Below are 18,406 nucleotides of genomic sequence, written 5' to 3'. Positions count from 1 at the left end.
GCCAGAATCGTGAGGCGTTATTGTGCGCTGACGCTGACGTCAATGCCCGGGAAGTATTTTGCTGCCAGCGTTTTGATGGTGCCGTCGGCACGCACTTTATCAATCGCGGCGTCGAGTTGTTTTTTGGTGGCCTCATCGCCTTGGCGCAACCCATAGCCAATACCGCTACCGAGGATCGTGTCGTCCGAGACCGGTTTGCCAATAAAGCCAAACCCTTTGCCCTGCGGTTTGCTCAGAAAACCAGCCTGACCGGCTGCGGACATCACCAGCGTGGCGTCGATGCGGCCGTTCAGCAAGTCACCCCACGCCATATTCTGATCTTTGTAAGACACCACCGTGACACCGTGTTTTTCCCAGTGTTCTTTGGCGTAAGTTTCCTGAATGGAACCCTGCAACACGCCAATGGTTTTGCCTTTCAGACCTTCAGCGGTGGCTTCCATTCCGGCGCCGCTCTTGCCGACCAGTTGCGATGGAATACGATAGATAGGCTGAGTAAAGTCGATGCTCTTTTTACGCTGGTCGGTGATATTCATTGCCGAGTTGATGGCATCAAACTTCTTCGCCACCAGCCCCGGGATCAACGCGTCAAACGACGTTTCCACCCAGCTACATTTCAATTGCGCGGCTTTGCAGATCGCATTCCCCAGTTCGATATCAAACCCTTCGAGCTCGCCGGCCGCATTGCGGCTTTCGAACGGCGGATATTCCGCTTCCACGCCATAACGCAGTTCAGTGGCGGCAAACGAAGAGAGTGAGCAGAGCAACCCCATGCCCAGACAGAGTGCTTTTAATTTCATGATTAACGCTCCTTTAGCGTGGTTTAACACGGCACAGGGCCTGCGCACCTGCCCTTAACGTCGCTTCATCTTTCGCAAAAGAGAGGCGAATCAACTTGTTATCAGTACCATCAGTGTAAAAAGCCGACAACGGGATCGTGGCGACGCCGCAATCGGTAATCAGTCGTTTCACCATTTCGCTGTCGCTCTCTTCGCTGAAATGGCTGTAATCCGCCAGCATAAAAAATGATCCTGCGCTGGGCAATAACCGGAATGGCGACTCCGCCAGCAGCGTTTGCAGCAGGTCGCGTTTGCGTTGGTAAAAGGCCGACAGCGATAACCAGCTTTGTGGGTCGCGCATATGATCGGCAAAGGCATATTGCATCGGCGTGTCGGCAGAGAACATCAGAAACTGATGCACTTTACAGATCTCCTCCATCAGTTCAGCAGGCGCAACGCAGTACCCTACGCGCCAGCCGGTCACATGGTAGGTTTTACCGAACGAGGAGATAATCACGCTACGCTCCGCCAGTTGCGGGTGCGTTGCCATGCCATGATGCGGTTCACCGTCAAAGACAACGTGCTCATACACTTCGTCGGAGAGGATCACGATATCCGTATTGCGGGTGATCGCAGCCAGTTGCTCCAGGTCCGCGCGGGAGAACACCTGCCCGCTGGGATTGTGCGGGGTGTTGATGATGATCATCCGGGTACGCGGCGTGATGGCGGCGCGCACCTCATCCCAGTTGACGGCAAAATCCGGCACTGTCAGTTTAATCGCCACCGGTGTTGCCCCCTGCAAACGGACAATCGGCGCATAGCTATCAAACGACGGTTCAAAATAGATAACCTCATCGCCAGGGTGCACCAGCCCACTGATGGCGGAGTAGAGCCCTTCGCTTGCGCTGGCGGTGATCAGGATTTCGTTATCGACATCATAGTCAGTGTGGTACAGGTCATTTATCTTCTGCGCGATACGTGCTTTCAGCGGGCGCAAGCCGGTCATCGGCGCATACTGGTTATGGCTATCCTCCATCGCACGGGTAACACCGGCCACCAGTTGCGGATCGCACGGGAAGTTGGGCGCGCCCTGAGAAAGGTTAATGGCATTATGCTGCGCGGAAAGCTGGCCAATCACGGTAAAAATGGTGGTGCCGACATCGGGTAATTTGGAACGAAATTTCACCGGGGTACGCAAAGTCATGCTTAATCCTTTCTCATTAAAAGTGCATAACCATTCAAACCAAAACAGCATTGAGCCGACAAGCGAATTGTTGTCATAATAGCCATGACTAAATTGCATAGCTGGAGCCGCCATGTCGCACCGTACCCTGCCGCTCAACGCCATTGACGCGTTTCTGGTCACCGCACGCCATCTGAATCTGACCCATGCCGCCAAAGAGCTCTGCCTGACGCAAGGCGCAGTCAGCCGCAAAATCGCCACGCTGGAAGCCTGGTTTGGCTTTCCGCTGTTTGAGCGCCATGCCCGCGGGCTGCACCTGTCGCCACAGGGCAGCGCGCTATTACCGGAGTTGCGCAGCGCGTTTGATCATCTGCTAATGGCGGCCGATCAGGCGCGGGCCCAACAAACGGTGGTGCGGCTGAAGTCCCCCACCTGCGCCATGCGCTGGCTGGTACCGCGCCTGGTGCAGCTGGAACACCGTTATCCGGAATTGCAGATCGCGCTGACCACCACCACCGATCACACCATTAACTTCAAAACAGAACCTTATGACGCCGCCATCGTATTCGGGACGCAATTGAGCGCGGGCGATCTGCTGTTTGAAGAGGCGCTGACCCCGGTTATGAGCGCGGACTATTCACATCATGATGCACTGGAAAAAGCGACGCTGCTGCACCCGACACGGGACAAAACCGACTGGTCATTGTGGCTGGCGAAGCAACAGCTGTTTCAGCCCGCCATGAGAAAAAATCAACACTTCGACACCATGGATCTGGCGATCACCGCCGCCATTCAGGGGCTTGGCGTGGCCATTGCCGACGAAACGCTGGTCGAGGAAGATATTCGCGCCGGGCGGCTGCTGCGCCCGTTTGCCCGCAGTGTAAAGACCGGAGCCAGTTACCGGCTGGTGCTGCGCGAATCACACAATAAAGCCGCCGGGCTGGCGGCCTTCCGACAGGGGTTGTTGGGGATCAATCCAGCTTAACGTGGTGGCGCATCACCCGGCGAAAGAAGCTCAAACGGGCGCGCATAAAGCGATTAACCAGGCGAAATCCTGCATGTTTATTCAATCCAATGCGTAACAAACGGTCGCGTCCGCGCACGCAGGCCAGCCAGCGAACCGGCCCCTGTAATACCTCCGTCTTATGGCTGGCGACGTGCGCAAACTGCGCCCAGTAGTCAGCGATCTGTGCGGCAAACGCATTGTCGCGATCGTTCACATAGGTGCACGATGGCTCTGACAAGTGCAAATTATCGAAGACATACGGCACTTCATTGCCATGCCACGCGCCATTGGCATAGGTATCGTGTGCGGCTTCAGCAACATAATCAAACCAGTAACGCCAGCATGGCTGTCTGACCCGCTGCTGCGCTTGCATCACCACCAGGCCCAGCGTGGTAAACGCCATATCGCGGCACACCTGCCTGCCGAGTTCGGCATCGCCTCTCACGCCCGGATAGAGTAAACGGATCAGCCCAAGACCAAGCCGTTGTTCGCGACGCATCTTCTCGATTTGCCCGGCAAGATCAACGCCAAACTCCGCCATCACGCTGGCTTCGTCACTGTTGGAACCGATAATCACCGGCAGCGGGTGCTGGCGACCGGCAAAGAAGACCTCCAGGGTAGAGTCCGGTAAGACGGCATCCCCCGCGATGGGCGCCGGGGCAATTTTCAGCGGGGCCACCAGCGGCCAGAACGCCTGTGCCGGGATTGCCCGCAACTGTTCCGCGCTGGCATTTTCCAGCCCGAAATGGGCGGCGATCGCCTCGCCTTTTGCCAGCGCACTCGCTCGCGGCGTATCCGGCAGTGTATAGCTACTCTGAATGATGCCTTTGTGAAACAGCCCTTCCGCCAGCGGCGAGGCCATAAGCGCCATGACGCTACGCCCCCCGGCGGATTCGCCAAACAGCGTGACATTGCTGGCATCACCGCCAAAGGCCGCAATGTTCTCCTGGACCCATCGCAGCGCGGCAATTTGATCGAGCAGACCGAAGTTGCAGATGCGCGCGTCCGGCGCTTGCTCCTGCTCCAGCGCCGGATGCGCGAAAAAGCCAAGATGCCCCAACCGGTAGTTGACGGTGACCAGCACCACACCGCGCGCGGCCAGTTGCTGACCGTCGTAAGGCGGCAGCCCGCCGGAACCGATAGTAAAACCACCGCCATGCAGCCAGACCATGACCGGCAACCGTTTGTCGCGGCGGGCGGGAGACCAGACATTCAGATAGAGGCAATCTTCAGAGAACTGCCCCGGATCGCCGCCGCCAATCTGCTGGCAGTATTCACTGTTCTGCCAGCTGGCGGCAGAAAAACGGTCCGCCAGGCGCACCCCCTGCCAGGGTTCAACAGGTTGCGGCGCACGCCAGCGCAGGGCGTCGACAGGCGGTGCGGCAAAGGGAATACCGCGCCAGACATGACAGGCGTTTTCACTGCACCCCATCACCAGGCCCTGACGGGTCTGGGCCAGTGGGGCTGAAGGATTTTCCATAACAACATCCAGAAAGAACTGATTTCTGGCAGAGTACCTGTTTTACAGAAGTCCGCAACGTCGTTTGCTCCGTTCGGAAGCCTCGCGGTAGAGCGTGAACTCATCAAGCACCGGGCACCCCAGGGCGTCCTCAAACTGCGTCTGACTGGCGTTGCCGTGGTTGCGCGCTTGCGTTTCATTTCCCAGATTAGACTGGAAGATCCCGGCGGCGCTCACCGGCAGAAAATCCTCATACGTGATCGGCTGGGCGACCACCCACCCGCGCTCGATCAGCGGCTGCGGATCATCTCCGGGACGGATCGCCTTGCGATGGGCTTCGCCGGTCGGCGTCAGGCGATAGCGAAACCATGCCAGTTCTTGCTTGCGCAGCAACATTTCGCTATCCGGAAACGCTTTAAACACCTCTTGTAAATGAAGCTGGTGCGTCAGGTTGTCTTTCCCCGTTCCGGCTTGCAGTAATAACTGGTCATACAGCGCCCGGCCTTTTTCCGTCAGCGCCACACCGCGCTGTTCGATTTCACCAAAACGCGCGGTATGCGTTCCCTGGTGCTCGCCGCTGAACAGCACCGGTTCATCCAGCGCTTTAAAACTGGTCTGGCGCAGCAGGATCGGCACATCACGCCGCGGTGGCCCTTCGATAAGGATCTTCGGTTCAATACCGTATTCCGGCATCAGCGCCTGTACGCGGTCGATATCCAGCGTACGCGGGGTTAAGTGGTTAATATGGCAACCGGGAAAACAGACCACATCGGCAATCAACCGATGTTCGCGGTGCAACGCCAGGTAGGTTTGCTCATCCACGGTGGCGTGGCGATGCCAGCGGAAGGTTTCCAGCGCTTCCTGCACAAATGCCTGCGCCTGTTGCGGGGTAAACCCGCCATTCAACTCATGCAGTTCAATCAGTTGCCGACAGGCCGGGGTAAAAATGTCGCGCTTTGCCAGAATGGTGGCAGCTTTATTGCGCAACGCCGGGTCTTCAATCAGCTCCAGACGCAGCAGCGAGGTAAAAATGCGAAACGGATTGCGCGCCAGCGCCGCGTCGTCAACCGGGCGAAACGCCGTGGAATGCACCGGCACGCCCGCCTGCGAGAGATCGTAATAGCTGACCGGATACATGCCCATGATGGCAAACATCCGCCGCAGCATGGAAAGCTCCTGCGCTGTGCCCACACGGATCGCACCGTGACGCTCAACATTCAGTCGGGACAGCTCATCGGCATTGGCCAGTTGTTCGTGTAAACGGGGGTTGTGCTCCAGCACAGCCAGGTTCACATCGGCAACCAGTTCCTGCAATGTGCCGTACTGTGGAACCTCCTGCTGATACATTGCTGACATGGCCTGTGAAAATTGTTCGCGAATATCATCAGCCGTGATGCTGTACGTCATATTATTCGTCCTCCAGAGGTCTCTCTCTGGAGTGTAGAAAGGCCTTTCGCCACCGTGTCGGGAAATTTACAAAGTGTGATCGTGGCTGAAAACGCGCACGCTTTGCGCCCCCGGTGCATAACCTCCGCTTATGAAAAACAATTCGGACAAAACCACACCAACCTGCTGGTTACGTCACATTGCGGAGAAAATCCGTTTGTAACTCAAAGAGATTAAATGTTAATAATAGTTTGCTATCAAGTTATCAAAATTAAACAAACTTACTTGTCACCGGCTCCGCTCAGTTTTTAACATCATCTTATGGAAAAAAACGGCCTGTTTTCACAGCGCATACGTCTGCGCCATTTACATACTTTCGTTGCCGTCGCTCAACAGGGAACGCTGGGGCGCGCGGCTGAAACCCTTAACCTGAGCCAACCTGCACTGTCGAAAACCCTTAACGAACTGGAACAACTGACCGGGAAACGGCTATTTGAACGGGGACGCATGGGGGCGCAACTGACGGTGGTGGGCGAGCAGTTTCTCACCCATGCGGTCCGCGTACTGGACGCGGTGAATATCGCCGGGCAATCACTGAACTACAAATATGAGCAAAAAACCGATGTGATCCGCATCGGCGCGTTACCGACCGCCGCACTGGGCATTTTGCCCGGTGTGATTGGTCAGCTACATAAACAGCAACCGGACCTCACCATTCAGGTCGCCACCGCCAATAACCCGATGCTGCTGGCCGGGTTGAAGTCCGGCGAACTGGATCTCGGCATTGGGCGCATGTCCGATCCGGAACTGATGACCGGGCTGAATTATGAACTGCTGTTTCTGGAGTCGCTGAAACTGGTGGTGCGCCCTCGTCACCCGTTGTTGCAAACCACCGTGACGCTCAGCCGCGTGCTTGAATGGCCAGTCGTGGTCTTGCCGGAAGGCACGGTACCGCGACAAAACGCGGAAGATCTGCTCAGCAGTCAAAACTGCCGGTTGCCATCTGGCTGTATTGAGACGCTTTCGGCGTCACTTTCGCGCCAGTTGACGGTCGATCATGACTATGTCTGGTTTGTGCCCTCCGGTGCAGTAAAAGACGATCTGCGTGTCGGTACCCTGGTGGCGCTGCCCATTGCGCCACCGGGCGTGGGCGATCCGATCGGCATTATCACGCGTGTCGATACGCCGCTTCCCCCGGCAGCCCATACGCTGATTAGCGCCATTCGGAAAATCATGCCGGGGTAATCCTGGCATGGCGATCTGTGCTTCTTGTTGCGCAAAAGGTAAACATTACGTTACTTGTGTGATAAAAGGAGTTGTTGATTAAGGGTTGTTGTTACGCAAATTAGACTAACGCTGTAACAATCCGTCTCCGGAAGAACAGATGAAATTCAAAACGGCTATCAAACCTTACCACGCTGCTGCCGGTGGTCTGGGTTCGCTTGAAGCAACCACACGCTTCGTTATTGACAGCAAAAATGCCCTCAAAAATATGCGCAACCTGCTGCGCATGAATAAAGCCCGCGGCTTTGACTGCCCTGGCTGCGCCTGGGGCGATGACAATAAAAGCACCTTCAGTTTTTGTGAAAACGGCGCCAAGGCCGTGACCTGGGAAGCCACCCGTCGGCAGATTGACGCCGCCTTCTTTGCGCAACACAGCGCGAGCGCCCTCACCCGTCAAAGTGATTACTTCCTTGAGTACCAGGGGCGACTGACCGAACCGCTGCGTTACAACCCTCAAACCGATCACTATGAGCCGGTGAGTTGGGATGATGCCCTGACGATGATTGCTGAGCATATTCGGGCGATGGATAACCCGGACCAGATGGAGCTGTACACCTCCGGTCGCGCCAGTAACGAAGCGTCGTATCTTTACCAGTTATTTGGCCGTATGGTCGGCACCAATAACTTTCCTGACTGTTCAAATATGTGCCACGAAGCAAGCGGCGCGGGGTTAAAACGCAGCATTGGCGTCGGTAAAGGCACGATTCATCTGGCCGACTTTGACAAAGCGGACGCCATTTTTGTGTTCGGGCAAAACCCCGGAACCAACCACCCGCGCATGCTGCACAGCCTGCGCCATGCCGCCGATCGCGGCGCACGGATCGTCACCTTTAATACCCTGCGTGAACGCGGCCTCGAGCGTTTTGCCGACCCGCAAAAACCGCTGGAAGTAGTGACCCCGATGGCAGGCGTGATCAGCTCCTCTTACTACCAGCCGAATCTGGGCGGTGATATGGCCGCCGTACGCGGGATCGCCAAAGCGTTGCTGGAGACTCAGCGCCAGCGCCTTGCGGCCGGTGAACCGGAGATCTTCGACGACGCCTTTATTGCACAGCACACCCAGGGTATTGAGGCATGGTTTGCGCAAATCGACGCCACCGACTGGCGCACCATTGAACAGCAATCCGGTTTAGACCAACAACAACTGCGCGATGCCGCGGCCGTCTGGCAGCAGGCCGAAAAGGTGATCTGCACCTGGGCAATGGGCATTACCCAGCATAAACACTCGCTGGACACGGTGCGTGAAATCACCAACCTGCAACTGCTGGGCGGTCATCTGGGTAAACCTGGCGCGGGACTCTGCCCGGTACGCGGCCACAGTAATGTGCAGGGCAACCGCACGATGGGCATTGATGAGAAGCCCCCGGCAGCACTGCTGGACAGCCTCGCCCGCCATTTCAATTTTGAGCCCCCGCGCGCGCACGGCCACCACACGGTGGATGCCATTCAGGCGATGCTGCGTGACGAGGTGAAAGTGTTGATCGCCTTAGGCGGTAACCTTGCCGCCGCCGCGCCGGACACGCCGCTCACCTGCGAAGCACTGCGCCGCTGCGGGCTGACGGTGTACATCAGCACCAAATTGAACCGCAGCCACCTGATGCCAGGCAAACAGTCGTTGATCCTGCCAACGCTGGGGCGCACCGAAGAGGATAGGCAAGCAACGGGCCGCCAGTTTGTGACGGTGGAGGACTCGTTCAGCATGGTGCATGCCTCGGAAGGGATCGGTAAACCGCTGGCGGCAACACAGCGCTCTGAAACGGCCATTGTCGCCGGGATCGCGCACGCCACTCTCGGTACAGACAAGCTGGACTGGCTGGCGCTGGCAGACGATTACAACCTGATCCGCGATCACATTGCCGCCACGCTGCCTGGTTTTCAGGACTTCAACGCCCGCTGCGAAGAGCCTGGCGGGTTCTGGCTGGGGAACGCCGCAGCCGATCTGCGCTTTAACACGCCCTCCGGTAAAGCGGAATTCAGCGCCGCACCGCTGCCGCAGTCGGTTTGCCCGGAAACGGACGCGCCATTTATTCTGCAAACCCTGCGCTCTCACGATCAGTACAACACCACTATTTATGGTCTTGATGATCGCTACCGTGGCGTTTACGGACAGCGCGATGTGCTGTTTATGCACCCGGACGACATTCAGTCGCTGGGGTTAGCGGACGGCGATCGGGTAAATATCGAAACCCGCTCCACTGACGGGATTGTGCGCCGGGTAGAAGATTTCCGCCTCGTTGCCTATAACATCCCGCGCGGGAATCTGGCGGCTTACTACCCGGAAACGAACCCACTGGTTCCTCTGACCCGTTTTGGCGACGGTACCGGCACCCCGACGTCCAAATCTATTCCGGTTGTCATAACCCCGGCACAGCCCCGCGATACCCTGCGAATTGCCTGACCTTCACGCCCGCGTTCTGCGGGCGTTCTCAATTAATGCGATCTTAGTTCTTAACATTTGCGTAAAACAATTTAACAGTTTTATCATACCTGTGATTCACCATATGGTTCATACGCATCCATATTTGTGCTTCACATTACGAAAAAGAAGGTAATTACACTTTCATTCAGAACAATACCCATTTGAGAATTATCCATTTGGTTCGCATGGGTTAACCCCGACGGCTGAAGGACGGGTGTGTTTTAAGGAGAACGTCATGGCATCTGGCAGCACGCCACGCGGGATCGTCAGTATCCTGAAGTGGTTACTGGTCATACTGATGATGGTTATCGGTCTGGCTATCGGCATCCTCGGTTACAAGCTGGTCGCCGTCGGCGGCAGTCTTTACTTTCTGGTGATGGGCATCGTGATGCTTATCGCCGCAGGATTGATCATTAAAAACCGCGGCAGCGGCATCGTGTTATATGCCCTGGCGTTTATCGTCTCCATTATCTGGGCGATTAACGACGCCGGCTGGTCATTCTGGCCGCTGTTTTCGCGCCTGTTCACCTTTGGCGTGCTGGCATTCCTCGCCGCTCTTCTGTGGCCGCTGATGCGGGCGCAACACAGCGCAACACCGCTGCGTAAATCATCGTTCAGCCTGGCGGGCGTACTGGCAATTCTGCTGCTGGTGAGCGCGGGCGGGATGTTTAAGACCTGGAACGTGGTGGCATCAACGGAGCAGGTTCCGGTCAAACCGGTTACGCAAGCCACCGCGCAGCAGGACTGGAAACACTGGGGCAATACCACCCACGGCGATCGCTTCGCGGCGCTGGATCAGATCAACAAGCAGAACATCAACCAGTTGCAGGTGGCATGGGTTGCGCATACCGGCGATATTCCGCAAAGCAACGGCTCCGGGGCGGAAGATCAGAACACCCCGCTGCAAATTGGTGACACGCTGTATGTCTGTACTCCGTACAGCAAAGTGCTGGCGCTGGATGTCGACTCCGGCAAGGAAAAATGGCGTTACGACGCAAAAGCCACCGCACCAAACTGGCAGCGTTGCCGGGGTCTGGGCTACTACGAAGATAGCGGTGCGCTGGCTTCCCCGGCACAGAACAATGCACCCGCCGCCTGCCCTCGCCGTCTGTTCCTGCCAACCACCGATGCGCGCCTGATCGCCATTAACGCCGACAATGGCCGCGCCTGTGATGACTTTGGCGAGCATGGCATTGTCGATCTCAGCGTTGGCATGGGTGACATCAAACCGGGTTACTACCAGCAAACCTCCACACCACTGGTGGCCGGAAATGTGGTGGTGGTCGGCGGTCGCGTGGCGGATAACTTCTCCACCGGCGAACCTCCGGGCGTGGTACGCGCCTATGACGTGCACACCGGGAAACTGGCGTGGGCGTGGGATCCGGGCAACCCGGACATAACCGGTTTACCGCCGGAGGGCCAGACCTATACGCGCGGTACGCCGAACGTCTGGTCGGCGATGTCTTATGACGCCAAACTGAACCTTATCTATCTGCCGACCGGCAACGCCACACCGGATTTCTGGGCTGGCGAACGTACGGCGCTGGACGATAAATACAGCTCATCGGTGGTTGCTGTTGATGCGACCACCGGCAAAGTGCGCTGGCACTACCAGACCACGCACCATGATCTGTGGGACTTCGACCTGCCTTCGCAGCCGCTGCTTTACGATCTGCCGGACGGTAAAGGCCATACCACCCCGGTGCTGGTGCAGACCAGCAAACAGGGCATGATCTTTATGCTCAACCGCGAAACGGGTGAGCCGGTAGCAAAAGTGGAAGAGCGCCCGGTTCCGGCAGGCCATGTGCAGGGGGAACGCTACTCTCCTACGCAGCCGTACTCTGTGGGGATGCCAATGATTGGTAACCAGACCCTGAAAGAGTCCGACATGTGGGGCGCAACCCCGATTGACCTGCTGATGTGCCGCATTGCGTTTAAAGCCATGCGCCATCAGGGCGTTTACACGCCGCCGGGGCTCGATCGCGCCCTGCAATTCCCTGGCTCGCTGGGTGGGATGAACTGGGGCAGCGTGTCGGTCGATCCGAACAATCATCTGATGTTTGTGAACGACATGCGTCTGGGACTGGCGAACTACATGGTGCCGCGCGCCAATGTGGCGAAAAACGCCAGCGGCATCGAGATGGGGATTGTGCCAATGGACGGTACGCCGTTTGGCGCAATGCGCGAACGTTTCCTGTCGCCATTGGGTATTCCGTGCCAGAAACCGCCATTCGGTACGATGTCGGCAGTGGATCTCTCCACCGGCAAGTTGGTGTGGCAGGTGCCGGTTGGCACCGTGCAGGATACCGGGCCGTTAGGCATCCGCATGCATATGCCGATCCCCATCGGGATGCCAACGCTGGGCGCATCGCTCTCCACGCAATCCGGCCTGCTATTCTTTGCCGGTACGCAAGATTTCTACCTGCGCGCGTTTGATACCGCCACCGGGAAAGAGATCTGGAAAGACCGTCTGCCGGTGGGCAGCCAGTCCGGCCCGATGACCTATATATCGCCGAAGAGCGGCAAGCAATATGTGATTATCAATGCGGGCGGTGCGCGACAGTCGCCGGATCGCGGTGATTACATCATTGCCTATGCGTTACCCGATAAGTCGTAAAGGGTGTAAAAGGCCCGACGGTTCGGGCCTTTTTTACGTCATCGCTGCAACCAATCTTAAACAAACATTTCACTCGCCAGACACGTATTCGTGGCACTGATAAACTCAATCATATCCATCACAGCGACCGGAAGGTTATTGCCATGCAATATGAAGAACAGCAGCTTATCAACGGCCTTTTTCAGCGCCTGAAACAGACTGAGCAGCAGAACAGCCAACGGGATGCTGACGCAGATCGGCAAATTGCGGAGTTTGTTAAGCAGCAGCCTGCAGCGCCCTACTATATGGCGCAATCCATTTTGATTCAGGAAGCGGCGTTGAAACGTCTGCAAGCCAGAGTTCAGGAGCTGGAAAGCGAGCTGGCAGCGCAAAAAAGCAAAGCGTCATCAACGGGTGGTAGCTTCCTCGGCGGGTTGTTCGGCGGCGGTAAGAGCCAGAGCGCACAACCGGAAAATAACTGGACCCCACCGCCGCAACCCGCGCCTGACTATGCGCGCCCGGCGGCTTCCACGCCACGCGGCGGCGGTTTTATGGCGGGCGCATTGCAAACGGCAGCGGGCGTTGCGGGCGGCGTGGTGCTTGCCGAGATGCTGACCAGTATGTTCCATCAATCCCGTCCGGAAGAGATCGTCAACATCATTGAAGAGCCCGCGACGGCCACAGGCGGTACGCCTTTTGATGCAGGACAGAACGACCGTTTTAACGATGTTTCCGACACGCGTTTCCTCGACAGTAACGATCCGTACCAAACGGATAACGACAACTATCAGGATGATGATTTCGATGACAACGACTACAGCAACGATGATGACAGCTTTATTTAATCATCCGTGTCGTTGAGGATAAAATGCCACTGGCAGTAATGCCCGGTGGCATTTTTCTTTCCGGAGCCGGAAACCGTCGGTGTTTGCCTGAATGATTCGACGAAAAAAAAGAGGCCTTGCGGCCTCTTTCATGTTTCGGGTCAGGCAATCAGAACGTTTCCCAGTTATCGCCGTTCGCCAGCGCAGGACGCTGCGATTTAAACGCTTTCGGCGTTGACGACGATGATGCACTACGCTGCGGCGCTGCACCACTCAGACGGAATGCCCCCACCGCTTCAGTCAGGCGCGCGGCCTGCTCTTCCAGCGATGCAGCAGCAGCAGAAGCCTCTTCCACCAGGGAGGAGTTCTGTTGCGTCACATTATCCATTTCAGTGATCGCCTGGCTGACCTGCGTAATGCCTTTGCTCTGTTCGTCAGAAGCGGCGGCAATCTCCAGCATGATATCGGTCACGCGTTTGACCGCCGTGACGATTTCACCCATGGTTTCGCCTGCGGCCACCACTTCACCCGAGCCTTGTTCAATCAGGCTAACGGAGTCGCTGATCAGCGCTTCGATCTCTTTGGCGGCCTGCGCACTGCGGCTGGCCAGCGTACGCACTTCACTCGCTACCACGGCGAACCCACGCCCCTGCTCACCCGCACGTGCGGCTTCCACGGCGGCGTTCAGCGCCAGGATATTGGTCTGGAAAGCGATACTGTTAATCACTGCGGTGATTTCAGAGATTTTACGGGAGCTGGAGGTGATATTGCCCATGGTCTGCACGACGCCAGAAACAATCTGCCCGCCTTTGGTCGCTTTGCCGGAGGCATCGCGCGCCAGGCTGCTGGCATGGTGGGCGTTGTCGGCGTTCTGTTTCACCGTTGCGGTCAGTTGCTCCATGCTGGCTGCCGTCTCTTCAATTGCCGCCGCCTGCTGTTCGGTACGGGAGGAAAGATCGGTATTACCGGCGGAGATTTCGCTGGTACCACGATAGATCTCTTCAGCGCCCTGGCGAACCGTGGAGACGGTCGTCACCAGTGAATGCTGCATTGCCTGCAGGTCACTGCTGAGACGACCGATTTCGCTGCGACCGGCAGCTTCGTCCGCGACGGTCAAATCGCCGGAGGCAATACGCGCGATGCGCTGCGCAGCACGTTGCAGCGGGTTAATGACCACGCGACGCAGAACGGTGAAGGTGATCACGGTCAGCACCAGCGCAAAAGCAAACGCCGCCGCCATAAACATCAGACCAAGCTGTGTGCGGCTGTGCGCTTCTTCAGTTAAATGCTGTGCACGTTCAGTACGAATTTGAATAGCTTTCAGCAACACCTCGTTATAGGTGTTGTCCAGCACGCGAGCTTGTTCACTTTCGTGGTTAATAATGGCTTCGAACATGCCGTTTTTGGCATATTTCAGCATCGGTTGCATGCCCGCGATGTAGGCATTAAACCGGGTGGTCAGGTCATCATCCAGCGCCTGGTCCGCCGGGGTTTTTACCGAACGTTCCATATACTGTTTAAAACCATCCTGCGACTGTTTAATACGCTTTTCTGCGTCAGCCACGTTTTTTTTCATATCATCCATTTCGGCGATGCGGCTGGCCGCACCTGCGTGGATCAGGTTGAGACGTGCGATGCGTAAATTGTTAGAACTGTTAGATAATCCCATGCGTACCTGAATTTCCTGCGTCACATCCTGCTGGTCGCGATCGGCTTGCATCAGGAAATAGCCCGCCAGACCGGAACTTAATGCAAACAGCACTAAGATGCCGCTAAGAATGGCTGAAAACAGGGGAACCAGGCGAATATTGTGCATAAAACCAATGCCTTGTGTTTTTTGCATTGCTGCTTTGTTATCCATGGCTATCGACTCTCATATTGATCTGATACGTACAACAGGAATGATATATAGGCATCGGCAATAATTGGATTATTCTTATGGCGAAAAGCGATACAGCGGTCACAGATTTGGAGATTGATGACGCCAGCGGTTTCACCACTGGCGTGAGGCGGGATCAGTTATCGCCGAAATGGATAACGGTGCGGATGGATTTCCCTTCGTGCATCAGATCAAACGCGTCGTTGATCTGTTCCAGCGGCATGCGGTGTGTGATAAACGGATCGAGGCGAATTTTGCCCGCCATCGCGTCTTCCACCATGCCCGGCAACTGGCTACGGCCTTTCACACCGCCGAAAGCGGAGCCACGCCATACGCGGCCTGTTACCAACTGGAATGGACGGGTGCTGATCTCCTGACCGGCGCCCGCAACGCCAATAATCACGCTTTCGCCCCAGCCTTTATGGCAGCACTCCAGCGCCGAACGCATCACGTTGACGTTACCAATACACTCAAAGCTAAAGTCCACGCCGCCGTCGGTCATTTCCACGATCACATCCTGAATCGGACGCGCGTGCTCTTTGGGGTTGATAAAGTCGGTGGCACCCATCTCTTTCGCCAGCGGGAACTTATCCGGGTTGGTATCGATAGCCAGAATGCGCCCGGCTTTCGCCTGCACTGCGCCCTGGATCGCCGCCAGACCGATACCGCCGAGGCCAAAAATCGCTACGGTGTCGCCCTCTTTCACTTTCGCCGTGTTGTGCACTGCGCCGATACCGGTGGTTACGCCGCAACCGAGCAGGCAGACTTTATCCAGCGGCGCGTGTTCGTTGACTTTCGCCAGCGAGATCTCCGCGCAAACGGTGTATTCGCTAAAGGTGCTGGTGCCCATATAGTGGAAAATCGGCTTGCCGTTATAAGAGAAACGGGTCGTGCCATCCGGCATCAGGCCTTTGCCCTGGGTCGCACGTACGGCCTGACAGAGGTTAGTTTTGCCGGATTTACAGAACTTACACTCGCCGCATTCCGCCGTGTAGAGCGGAATAACATGATCGCCCGGTTTCAGGCTGGTGACCCCTTCACCAATTTCCACAACGATACCACCACCTTCATGGCCCAACACTGCCGGGAATACGCCTTCCGGATCGTCGCCAGAGAGGGTAAATGCATCCGTGTGGCAGACGCCGGTATGGGTAATACGCACCAGCACTTCGCCCTTTTTCGGCGGTGCAACATCGATTTCAACGATTTTCAGCGGTTGACCCGGTCCGAACGCTACAGCTGCACGTGATTTCATAAGTCTGTTCCTTTTTGTGAGTACCTTGATGCTTATTTTAGATAAGAGCGCAAAAGATGACCGACTTCCGCCATGCGCACTGCCCGTTGATCGGCAGTGGTGTCGCCAGCGACCAGTTCATCTTTGAGGTGAATTTCAACCATTTCGCCCATCAGGCCGTTGGCTGCGCCGCGAATGGCGGCGATTTGTTGCAAAATCGCGATGCAAGGCTCGCCGCTTTCCAGCGCGCGTTCCAGTGCATCAACCTGCCCTCGGATACGACGCACACGCGTCAGCGCCCGTTTTTTATCTTCAGGTGAATGTGGCATAAAACCTCCTGCATACTATAGGGGGGTATACTACAGGAAGGATGGTTTTGCTGTAAACGTCAGGTTTTATGTGGGTATTGTTGAATGTCACCAGGTCTTTATCGGTGACCTCATAAGGGCTTACACTTCTGCGCCTTGCATTGCCACAGTCAGCAACGCCAGAGAAAGGTGATGTTGCGATTATTCAGCCTTACAAAGGCGGGAACGGAATCGGCCATATGACGATGTTTGAGGGTAAAACATGGTATTCTGATTTCAAACAACGGGATATGTATCCGGGAGTTACGTACCGGCAATTTCGTCCGCCCTATGTTATTGACAGGAAAAAATGATGCGTTACCTGCTTACCTTGTTACTGGCTATTTATATTCCTTTTGCCAGCGCAAATACTGAGACGGATATTCAGAAAAGTGTGACTGATTTTTACTCATTCTATTTACATGAATATGATAAGACACCATCAGATGACATTATCAAAATGGATAAAATGCATCAGTGGGTTTCAAAAAAGTTACTGGCACGTATGGCCGCTATTTATGAAATGCCTGAGCAGGAATTGCTTGAGGCGGATTATTTTATCTATGTTCAGGATTATGATCCTGCATGGATACCGCGTATGAAAGTATCCCCTGCTTATCGTGATGGTGACAGTATGAAGCTGGATGTCTGGTTGGGCATACAGGACAATAAATTGAAGCATTTACAGGTCTGGACCCGTAAGGAAGATGGAGAATGGAAAATCTCGCGGGTAATTGATGCCGGGAACCATATTGAGCAGAAGCTCTATTGAGTTCTTACATGATTCGGTTAATAAAGTCCGTGCCGGCGCGGACTTTATTACTGTTCATGGTTTTACTGATAGAACTCGTCATCGGCAGATTCCCGGATGTCCTGAAAAGTCTTCTCGACAACTTTTTTGCTGCATATTTATCCTCTGCACAGACAGAGAGAATGGTCATCTGGCCCGCTTTGGGCGAGGACCGGAAGTTGGCATAGCCTGATTGCAGGAAGACATAAAAATGGCTGGACTGGTTCTGTGATGTTTACATCCCCTTGTGCGTTAGGTTACAGAGAGAAGATCAGTTCAGGCAGTCATATCCTATGCTCCAAAGTATCTGCAGCAATGAAATATTTAAGAATAATCCGACATGAAGTCGATCCTTACAGGATAAGAATGTATTGCTTATTTAACAGGTAATTGTATTAAGGGATTAATTAATGTGGGATAAAAATGCAGCAATTGAGTATGCCCGTAAGCATGCGTTTGCTGGCACACATCATTTATGCGCAACCTATGTCAGGCTCGCTATAGAAGCGGGTGGTATACATTCTGTCCGTGCACACTATGCAAAAGATCTCGGTGAAAGCCTTCAGTTATCAGGATTCCACGAAGTATATGGCGACCCGCAGCTTGGGGATGTAGCCGTTATTCAGGCTATCCCGGAAAGCTCCGCAGGACATACCTGCATTTTTGATGGAAAAGTTTGGATCAGTGATTTTGTTCAACTCCATGGAATGTACCCAGGAATCGCATACAGAAGGCGTCATCCTTCCTTTAAAATCTACAGGCATGATTAATATGAAAGCCTTAAGCCTCGTTTTGCTATTAGTTTCTTCATCTGTGTTGGCGGATTCGTATCCGGTCGATCAAGCCCGTCATCAGGCATTGATATTTAATAAATGGTATATAAAGCAAATCAGCCAAAGCAAATACCCGATTACGGATGGTCACGAAATAGACAAATATGTCGCTACAGATACACTAAAGAAACTGCGCCACCCCAATGTCGACAGTGAAGAAGATTATGGCTCAGACTTTTTTTTACGTGCCCAGGATTATGACAACGACTGGCCAGATAATGTGAATGTCATTCAATCCGACTATGACCCGGTATGTACAAATGTCTATGTCGCCTTTGGCAAAGCCAAAAAACACGTTGTTGTGGATTGTATGATTAAGGAATCTGGAGCATGGAAAATTCAATCAGTAACAAACCTCGATATTATGCCTGAGTAATGACAGATCTATAG

At 55.1% G+C, this 18,406-nt stretch carries 15 protein-coding genes and 1 pseudogene; 9 read left to right on the top strand and 7 right to left on the bottom strand.

Annotated elements, in window-relative coordinates:
- Window positions 1-17: 17 nt before the first annotated feature.
- Together ACQ3G7_RS12355 and ACQ3G7_RS12350 are read right to left on the bottom strand one after the other, a co-directional pair.
- Window positions 18-797: an ABC transporter substrate-binding protein gene (locus tag ACQ3G7_RS12355; protein WP_430890004.1), complete on the bottom strand. Its 780-nt coding sequence runs from the start codon at window positions 795-797 to the stop codon at window positions 18-20.
- Between the two features lie 13 nt (window positions 798-810).
- Entirely contained in the window at window positions 811-1,980 is a 1,170-nt protein-coding gene (locus ACQ3G7_RS12350; RefSeq protein WP_430890003.1) for a pyridoxal phosphate-dependent aminotransferase, read from the bottom strand.
- 112 nt (window positions 1,981-2,092) lie between these two features.
- On the opposite strand from ACQ3G7_RS12350, the gene ACQ3G7_RS12345 reads away from it, so the two are divergent.
- Window positions 2,093-2,944 (top strand): LysR substrate-binding domain-containing protein, encoded by an 852-nt coding sequence (locus tag ACQ3G7_RS12345; RefSeq protein WP_430890002.1) that lies wholly within the window; start codon window positions 2,093-2,095, stop codon window positions 2,942-2,944.
- On the opposite strand, the gene ACQ3G7_RS12340 is transcribed toward ACQ3G7_RS12345, so the two are convergent.
- Both ACQ3G7_RS12340 and hglS read right to left on the bottom strand, forming a co-directional pair.
- Window positions 2,931-4,445, bottom strand: coding sequence for a carboxylesterase/lipase family protein (locus tag ACQ3G7_RS12340; protein WP_430890001.1), 1,515 nt, complete (start codon window positions 4,443-4,445; stop codon window positions 2,931-2,933). The two genes, ACQ3G7_RS12345 and ACQ3G7_RS12340, sit on opposite strands and share 14 nt — an antisense overlap.
- A 42-nt stretch (window positions 4,446-4,487) precedes the next feature.
- The gene (gene hglS, locus ACQ3G7_RS12335) at window positions 4,488-5,831 is read right to left on the bottom strand and encodes a 2-oxoadipate dioxygenase/decarboxylase HglS (protein WP_430890000.1); all 1,344 of its coding nucleotides are present in this window, start codon (window positions 5,829-5,831) and stop codon (window positions 4,488-4,490) included.
- Window positions 5,832-6,131: 300 nt separating this feature from the next.
- Here hglS and ACQ3G7_RS12330 point away from each other — a divergent pair, with 300 nt between their 5' ends.
- The 4 genes from ACQ3G7_RS12330 (at window position 6,132) to ACQ3G7_RS12315 (ending at window position 12,954) form a co-directional block, all read left to right on the top strand.
- Window positions 6,132-7,055 (top strand): LysR substrate-binding domain-containing protein, encoded by a 924-nt coding sequence (locus ACQ3G7_RS12330; RefSeq protein WP_430889999.1) that lies wholly within the window; start codon window positions 6,132-6,134, stop codon window positions 7,053-7,055.
- A 139-nt stretch (window positions 7,056-7,194) separates the two neighbouring features.
- Window positions 7,195-9,492 carry an FdhF/YdeP family oxidoreductase gene (locus ACQ3G7_RS12325; protein ID WP_430889998.1) on the top strand — a complete coding sequence of 766 codons (2,298 nt, stop codon included), beginning with the start codon at window positions 7,195-7,197 and terminating at the stop codon, window positions 9,490-9,492.
- Window positions 9,493-9,748: 256 nt separating this feature from the next.
- The gene (locus ACQ3G7_RS12320; RefSeq protein ID WP_430889997.1) at window positions 9,749-12,130 is read left to right on the top strand and encodes a glucose/quinate/shikimate family membrane-bound PQQ-dependent dehydrogenase; all 2,382 of its coding nucleotides are present in this window, start codon (window positions 9,749-9,751) and stop codon (window positions 12,128-12,130) included.
- A 143-nt stretch (window positions 12,131-12,273) separates the two neighbouring features.
- On the top strand, window positions 12,274-12,954 hold the full coding sequence (locus tag ACQ3G7_RS12315) for a DUF2076 domain-containing protein (RefSeq protein WP_430889996.1): 681 nt from the start codon (window positions 12,274-12,276) through the stop codon (window positions 12,952-12,954).
- A gap of 148 nt (window positions 12,955-13,102) precedes the next feature.
- Here ACQ3G7_RS12315 and ACQ3G7_RS12310 read toward each other — a convergent pair whose 3' ends face one another.
- From ACQ3G7_RS12310 to ACQ3G7_RS12300, 3 genes are all read right to left on the bottom strand, one after another.
- A complete protein-coding gene (locus tag ACQ3G7_RS12310) occupies window positions 13,103-14,794 on the bottom strand; it encodes a methyl-accepting chemotaxis protein (protein ID WP_430889995.1) in 1,692 nt (563 codons plus the stop codon).
- 154 nt (window positions 14,795-14,948) lie between these two features.
- Window positions 14,949-16,067: an S-(hydroxymethyl)glutathione dehydrogenase/class III alcohol dehydrogenase gene (locus ACQ3G7_RS12305; protein WP_430889994.1), complete on the bottom strand. Its 1,119-nt coding sequence runs from the start codon at window positions 16,065-16,067 to the stop codon at window positions 14,949-14,951.
- Between the two features lie 32 nt (window positions 16,068-16,099).
- Entirely contained in the window at window positions 16,100-16,375 is a 276-nt protein-coding gene (locus tag ACQ3G7_RS12300) for a metal/formaldehyde-sensitive transcriptional repressor (protein ID WP_061496064.1), read from the bottom strand.
- Window positions 16,376-16,533: 158 nt separating this feature from the next.
- Between ACQ3G7_RS12300 and ACQ3G7_RS12295 the strand changes: the two are divergent.
- The 4 genes and pseudogenes from ACQ3G7_RS12295 to ACQ3G7_RS12280 form a co-directional block, all read left to right on the top strand.
- Window positions 16,534-16,707, top strand: a pseudogene (locus ACQ3G7_RS12295) (hypothetical protein); the annotation flags it as partial.
- On the top strand, window positions 16,704-17,165 hold the full coding sequence (locus tag ACQ3G7_RS12290; RefSeq protein WP_430889993.1) for a DUF3828 domain-containing protein: 462 nt from the start codon (window positions 16,704-16,706) through the stop codon (window positions 17,163-17,165). The pseudogene ACQ3G7_RS12295 and the gene ACQ3G7_RS12290, both read left to right, overlap by 4 nt.
- A gap of 428 nt (window positions 17,166-17,593) precedes the next feature.
- Window positions 17,594-17,953 carry a CHAP domain-containing protein gene (locus ACQ3G7_RS12285; RefSeq protein ID WP_430889992.1) on the top strand — a complete coding sequence of 120 codons (360 nt, stop codon included), beginning with the start codon at window positions 17,594-17,596 and terminating at the stop codon, window positions 17,951-17,953.
- Between the two features lies 1 nt (window position 17,954).
- On the top strand, window positions 17,955-18,392 hold the full coding sequence (locus tag ACQ3G7_RS12280; protein ID WP_430889991.1) for a DUF3828 domain-containing protein: 438 nt from the start codon (window positions 17,955-17,957) through the stop codon (window positions 18,390-18,392).
- The last annotated feature ends 14 nt before the right edge of the window (window positions 18,393-18,406 follow it).

The organism is Kosakonia sp. N21, from assembly GCF_050587465.1.
Lineage (GTDB): Bacteria > Pseudomonadota > Gammaproteobacteria > Enterobacterales > Enterobacteriaceae.
Note: the sequence above shows the minus strand (reverse complement) of the source record. Positions and strands in the feature narration are given on the sequence as shown.

Coding starts and splice junctions, on each gene's coding strand:
- ACQ3G7_RS12320 (WP_430889997.1), top strand. CDS start 9,749: ATGGCATCTGGCAGCACGCCACGCGGGATCGTCAGTATCCTGAAGTGG.
- ACQ3G7_RS12305 (WP_430889994.1), bottom strand. CDS start 16,067: ATGAAATCACGTGCAGCTGTAGCGTTCGGACCGGGTCAACCGCTGAAA.
- hglS (WP_430890000.1), bottom strand. CDS start 5,831: ATGACGTACAGCATCACGGCTGATGATATTCGCGAACAATTTTCACAG.
- ACQ3G7_RS12345 (WP_430890002.1), top strand. CDS start 2,093: ATGTCGCACCGTACCCTGCCGCTCAACGCCATTGACGCGTTTCTGGTC.
- ACQ3G7_RS12280 (WP_430889991.1), top strand. CDS start 17,955: ATGAAAGCCTTAAGCCTCGTTTTGCTATTAGTTTCTTCATCTGTGTTG.
- ACQ3G7_RS12285 (WP_430889992.1), top strand. CDS start 17,594: ATGTGGGATAAAAATGCAGCAATTGAGTATGCCCGTAAGCATGCGTTT.
- ACQ3G7_RS12340 (WP_430890001.1), bottom strand. CDS start 4,445: ATGGAAAATCCTTCAGCCCCACTGGCCCAGACCCGTCAGGGCCTGGTG.
- ACQ3G7_RS12290 (WP_430889993.1), top strand. CDS start 16,704: ATGATGCGTTACCTGCTTACCTTGTTACTGGCTATTTATATTCCTTTT.
- ACQ3G7_RS12315 (WP_430889996.1), top strand. CDS start 12,274: ATGCAATATGAAGAACAGCAGCTTATCAACGGCCTTTTTCAGCGCCTG.
- ACQ3G7_RS12350 (WP_430890003.1), bottom strand. CDS start 1,980: ATGACTTTGCGTACCCCGGTGAAATTTCGTTCCAAATTACCCGATGTC.
- ACQ3G7_RS12310 (WP_430889995.1), bottom strand. CDS start 14,794: ATGGATAACAAAGCAGCAATGCAAAAAACACAAGGCATTGGTTTTATG.
- ACQ3G7_RS12355 (WP_430890004.1), bottom strand. CDS start 797: ATGAAATTAAAAGCACTCTGTCTGGGCATGGGGTTGCTCTGCTCACTC.
- ACQ3G7_RS12325 (WP_430889998.1), top strand. CDS start 7,195: ATGAAATTCAAAACGGCTATCAAACCTTACCACGCTGCTGCCGGTGGT.
- ACQ3G7_RS12330 (WP_430889999.1), top strand. CDS start 6,132: ATGGAAAAAAACGGCCTGTTTTCACAGCGCATACGTCTGCGCCATTTA.
- ACQ3G7_RS12300 (WP_061496064.1), bottom strand. CDS start 16,375: ATGCCACATTCACCTGAAGATAAAAAACGGGCGCTGACGCGTGTGCGT.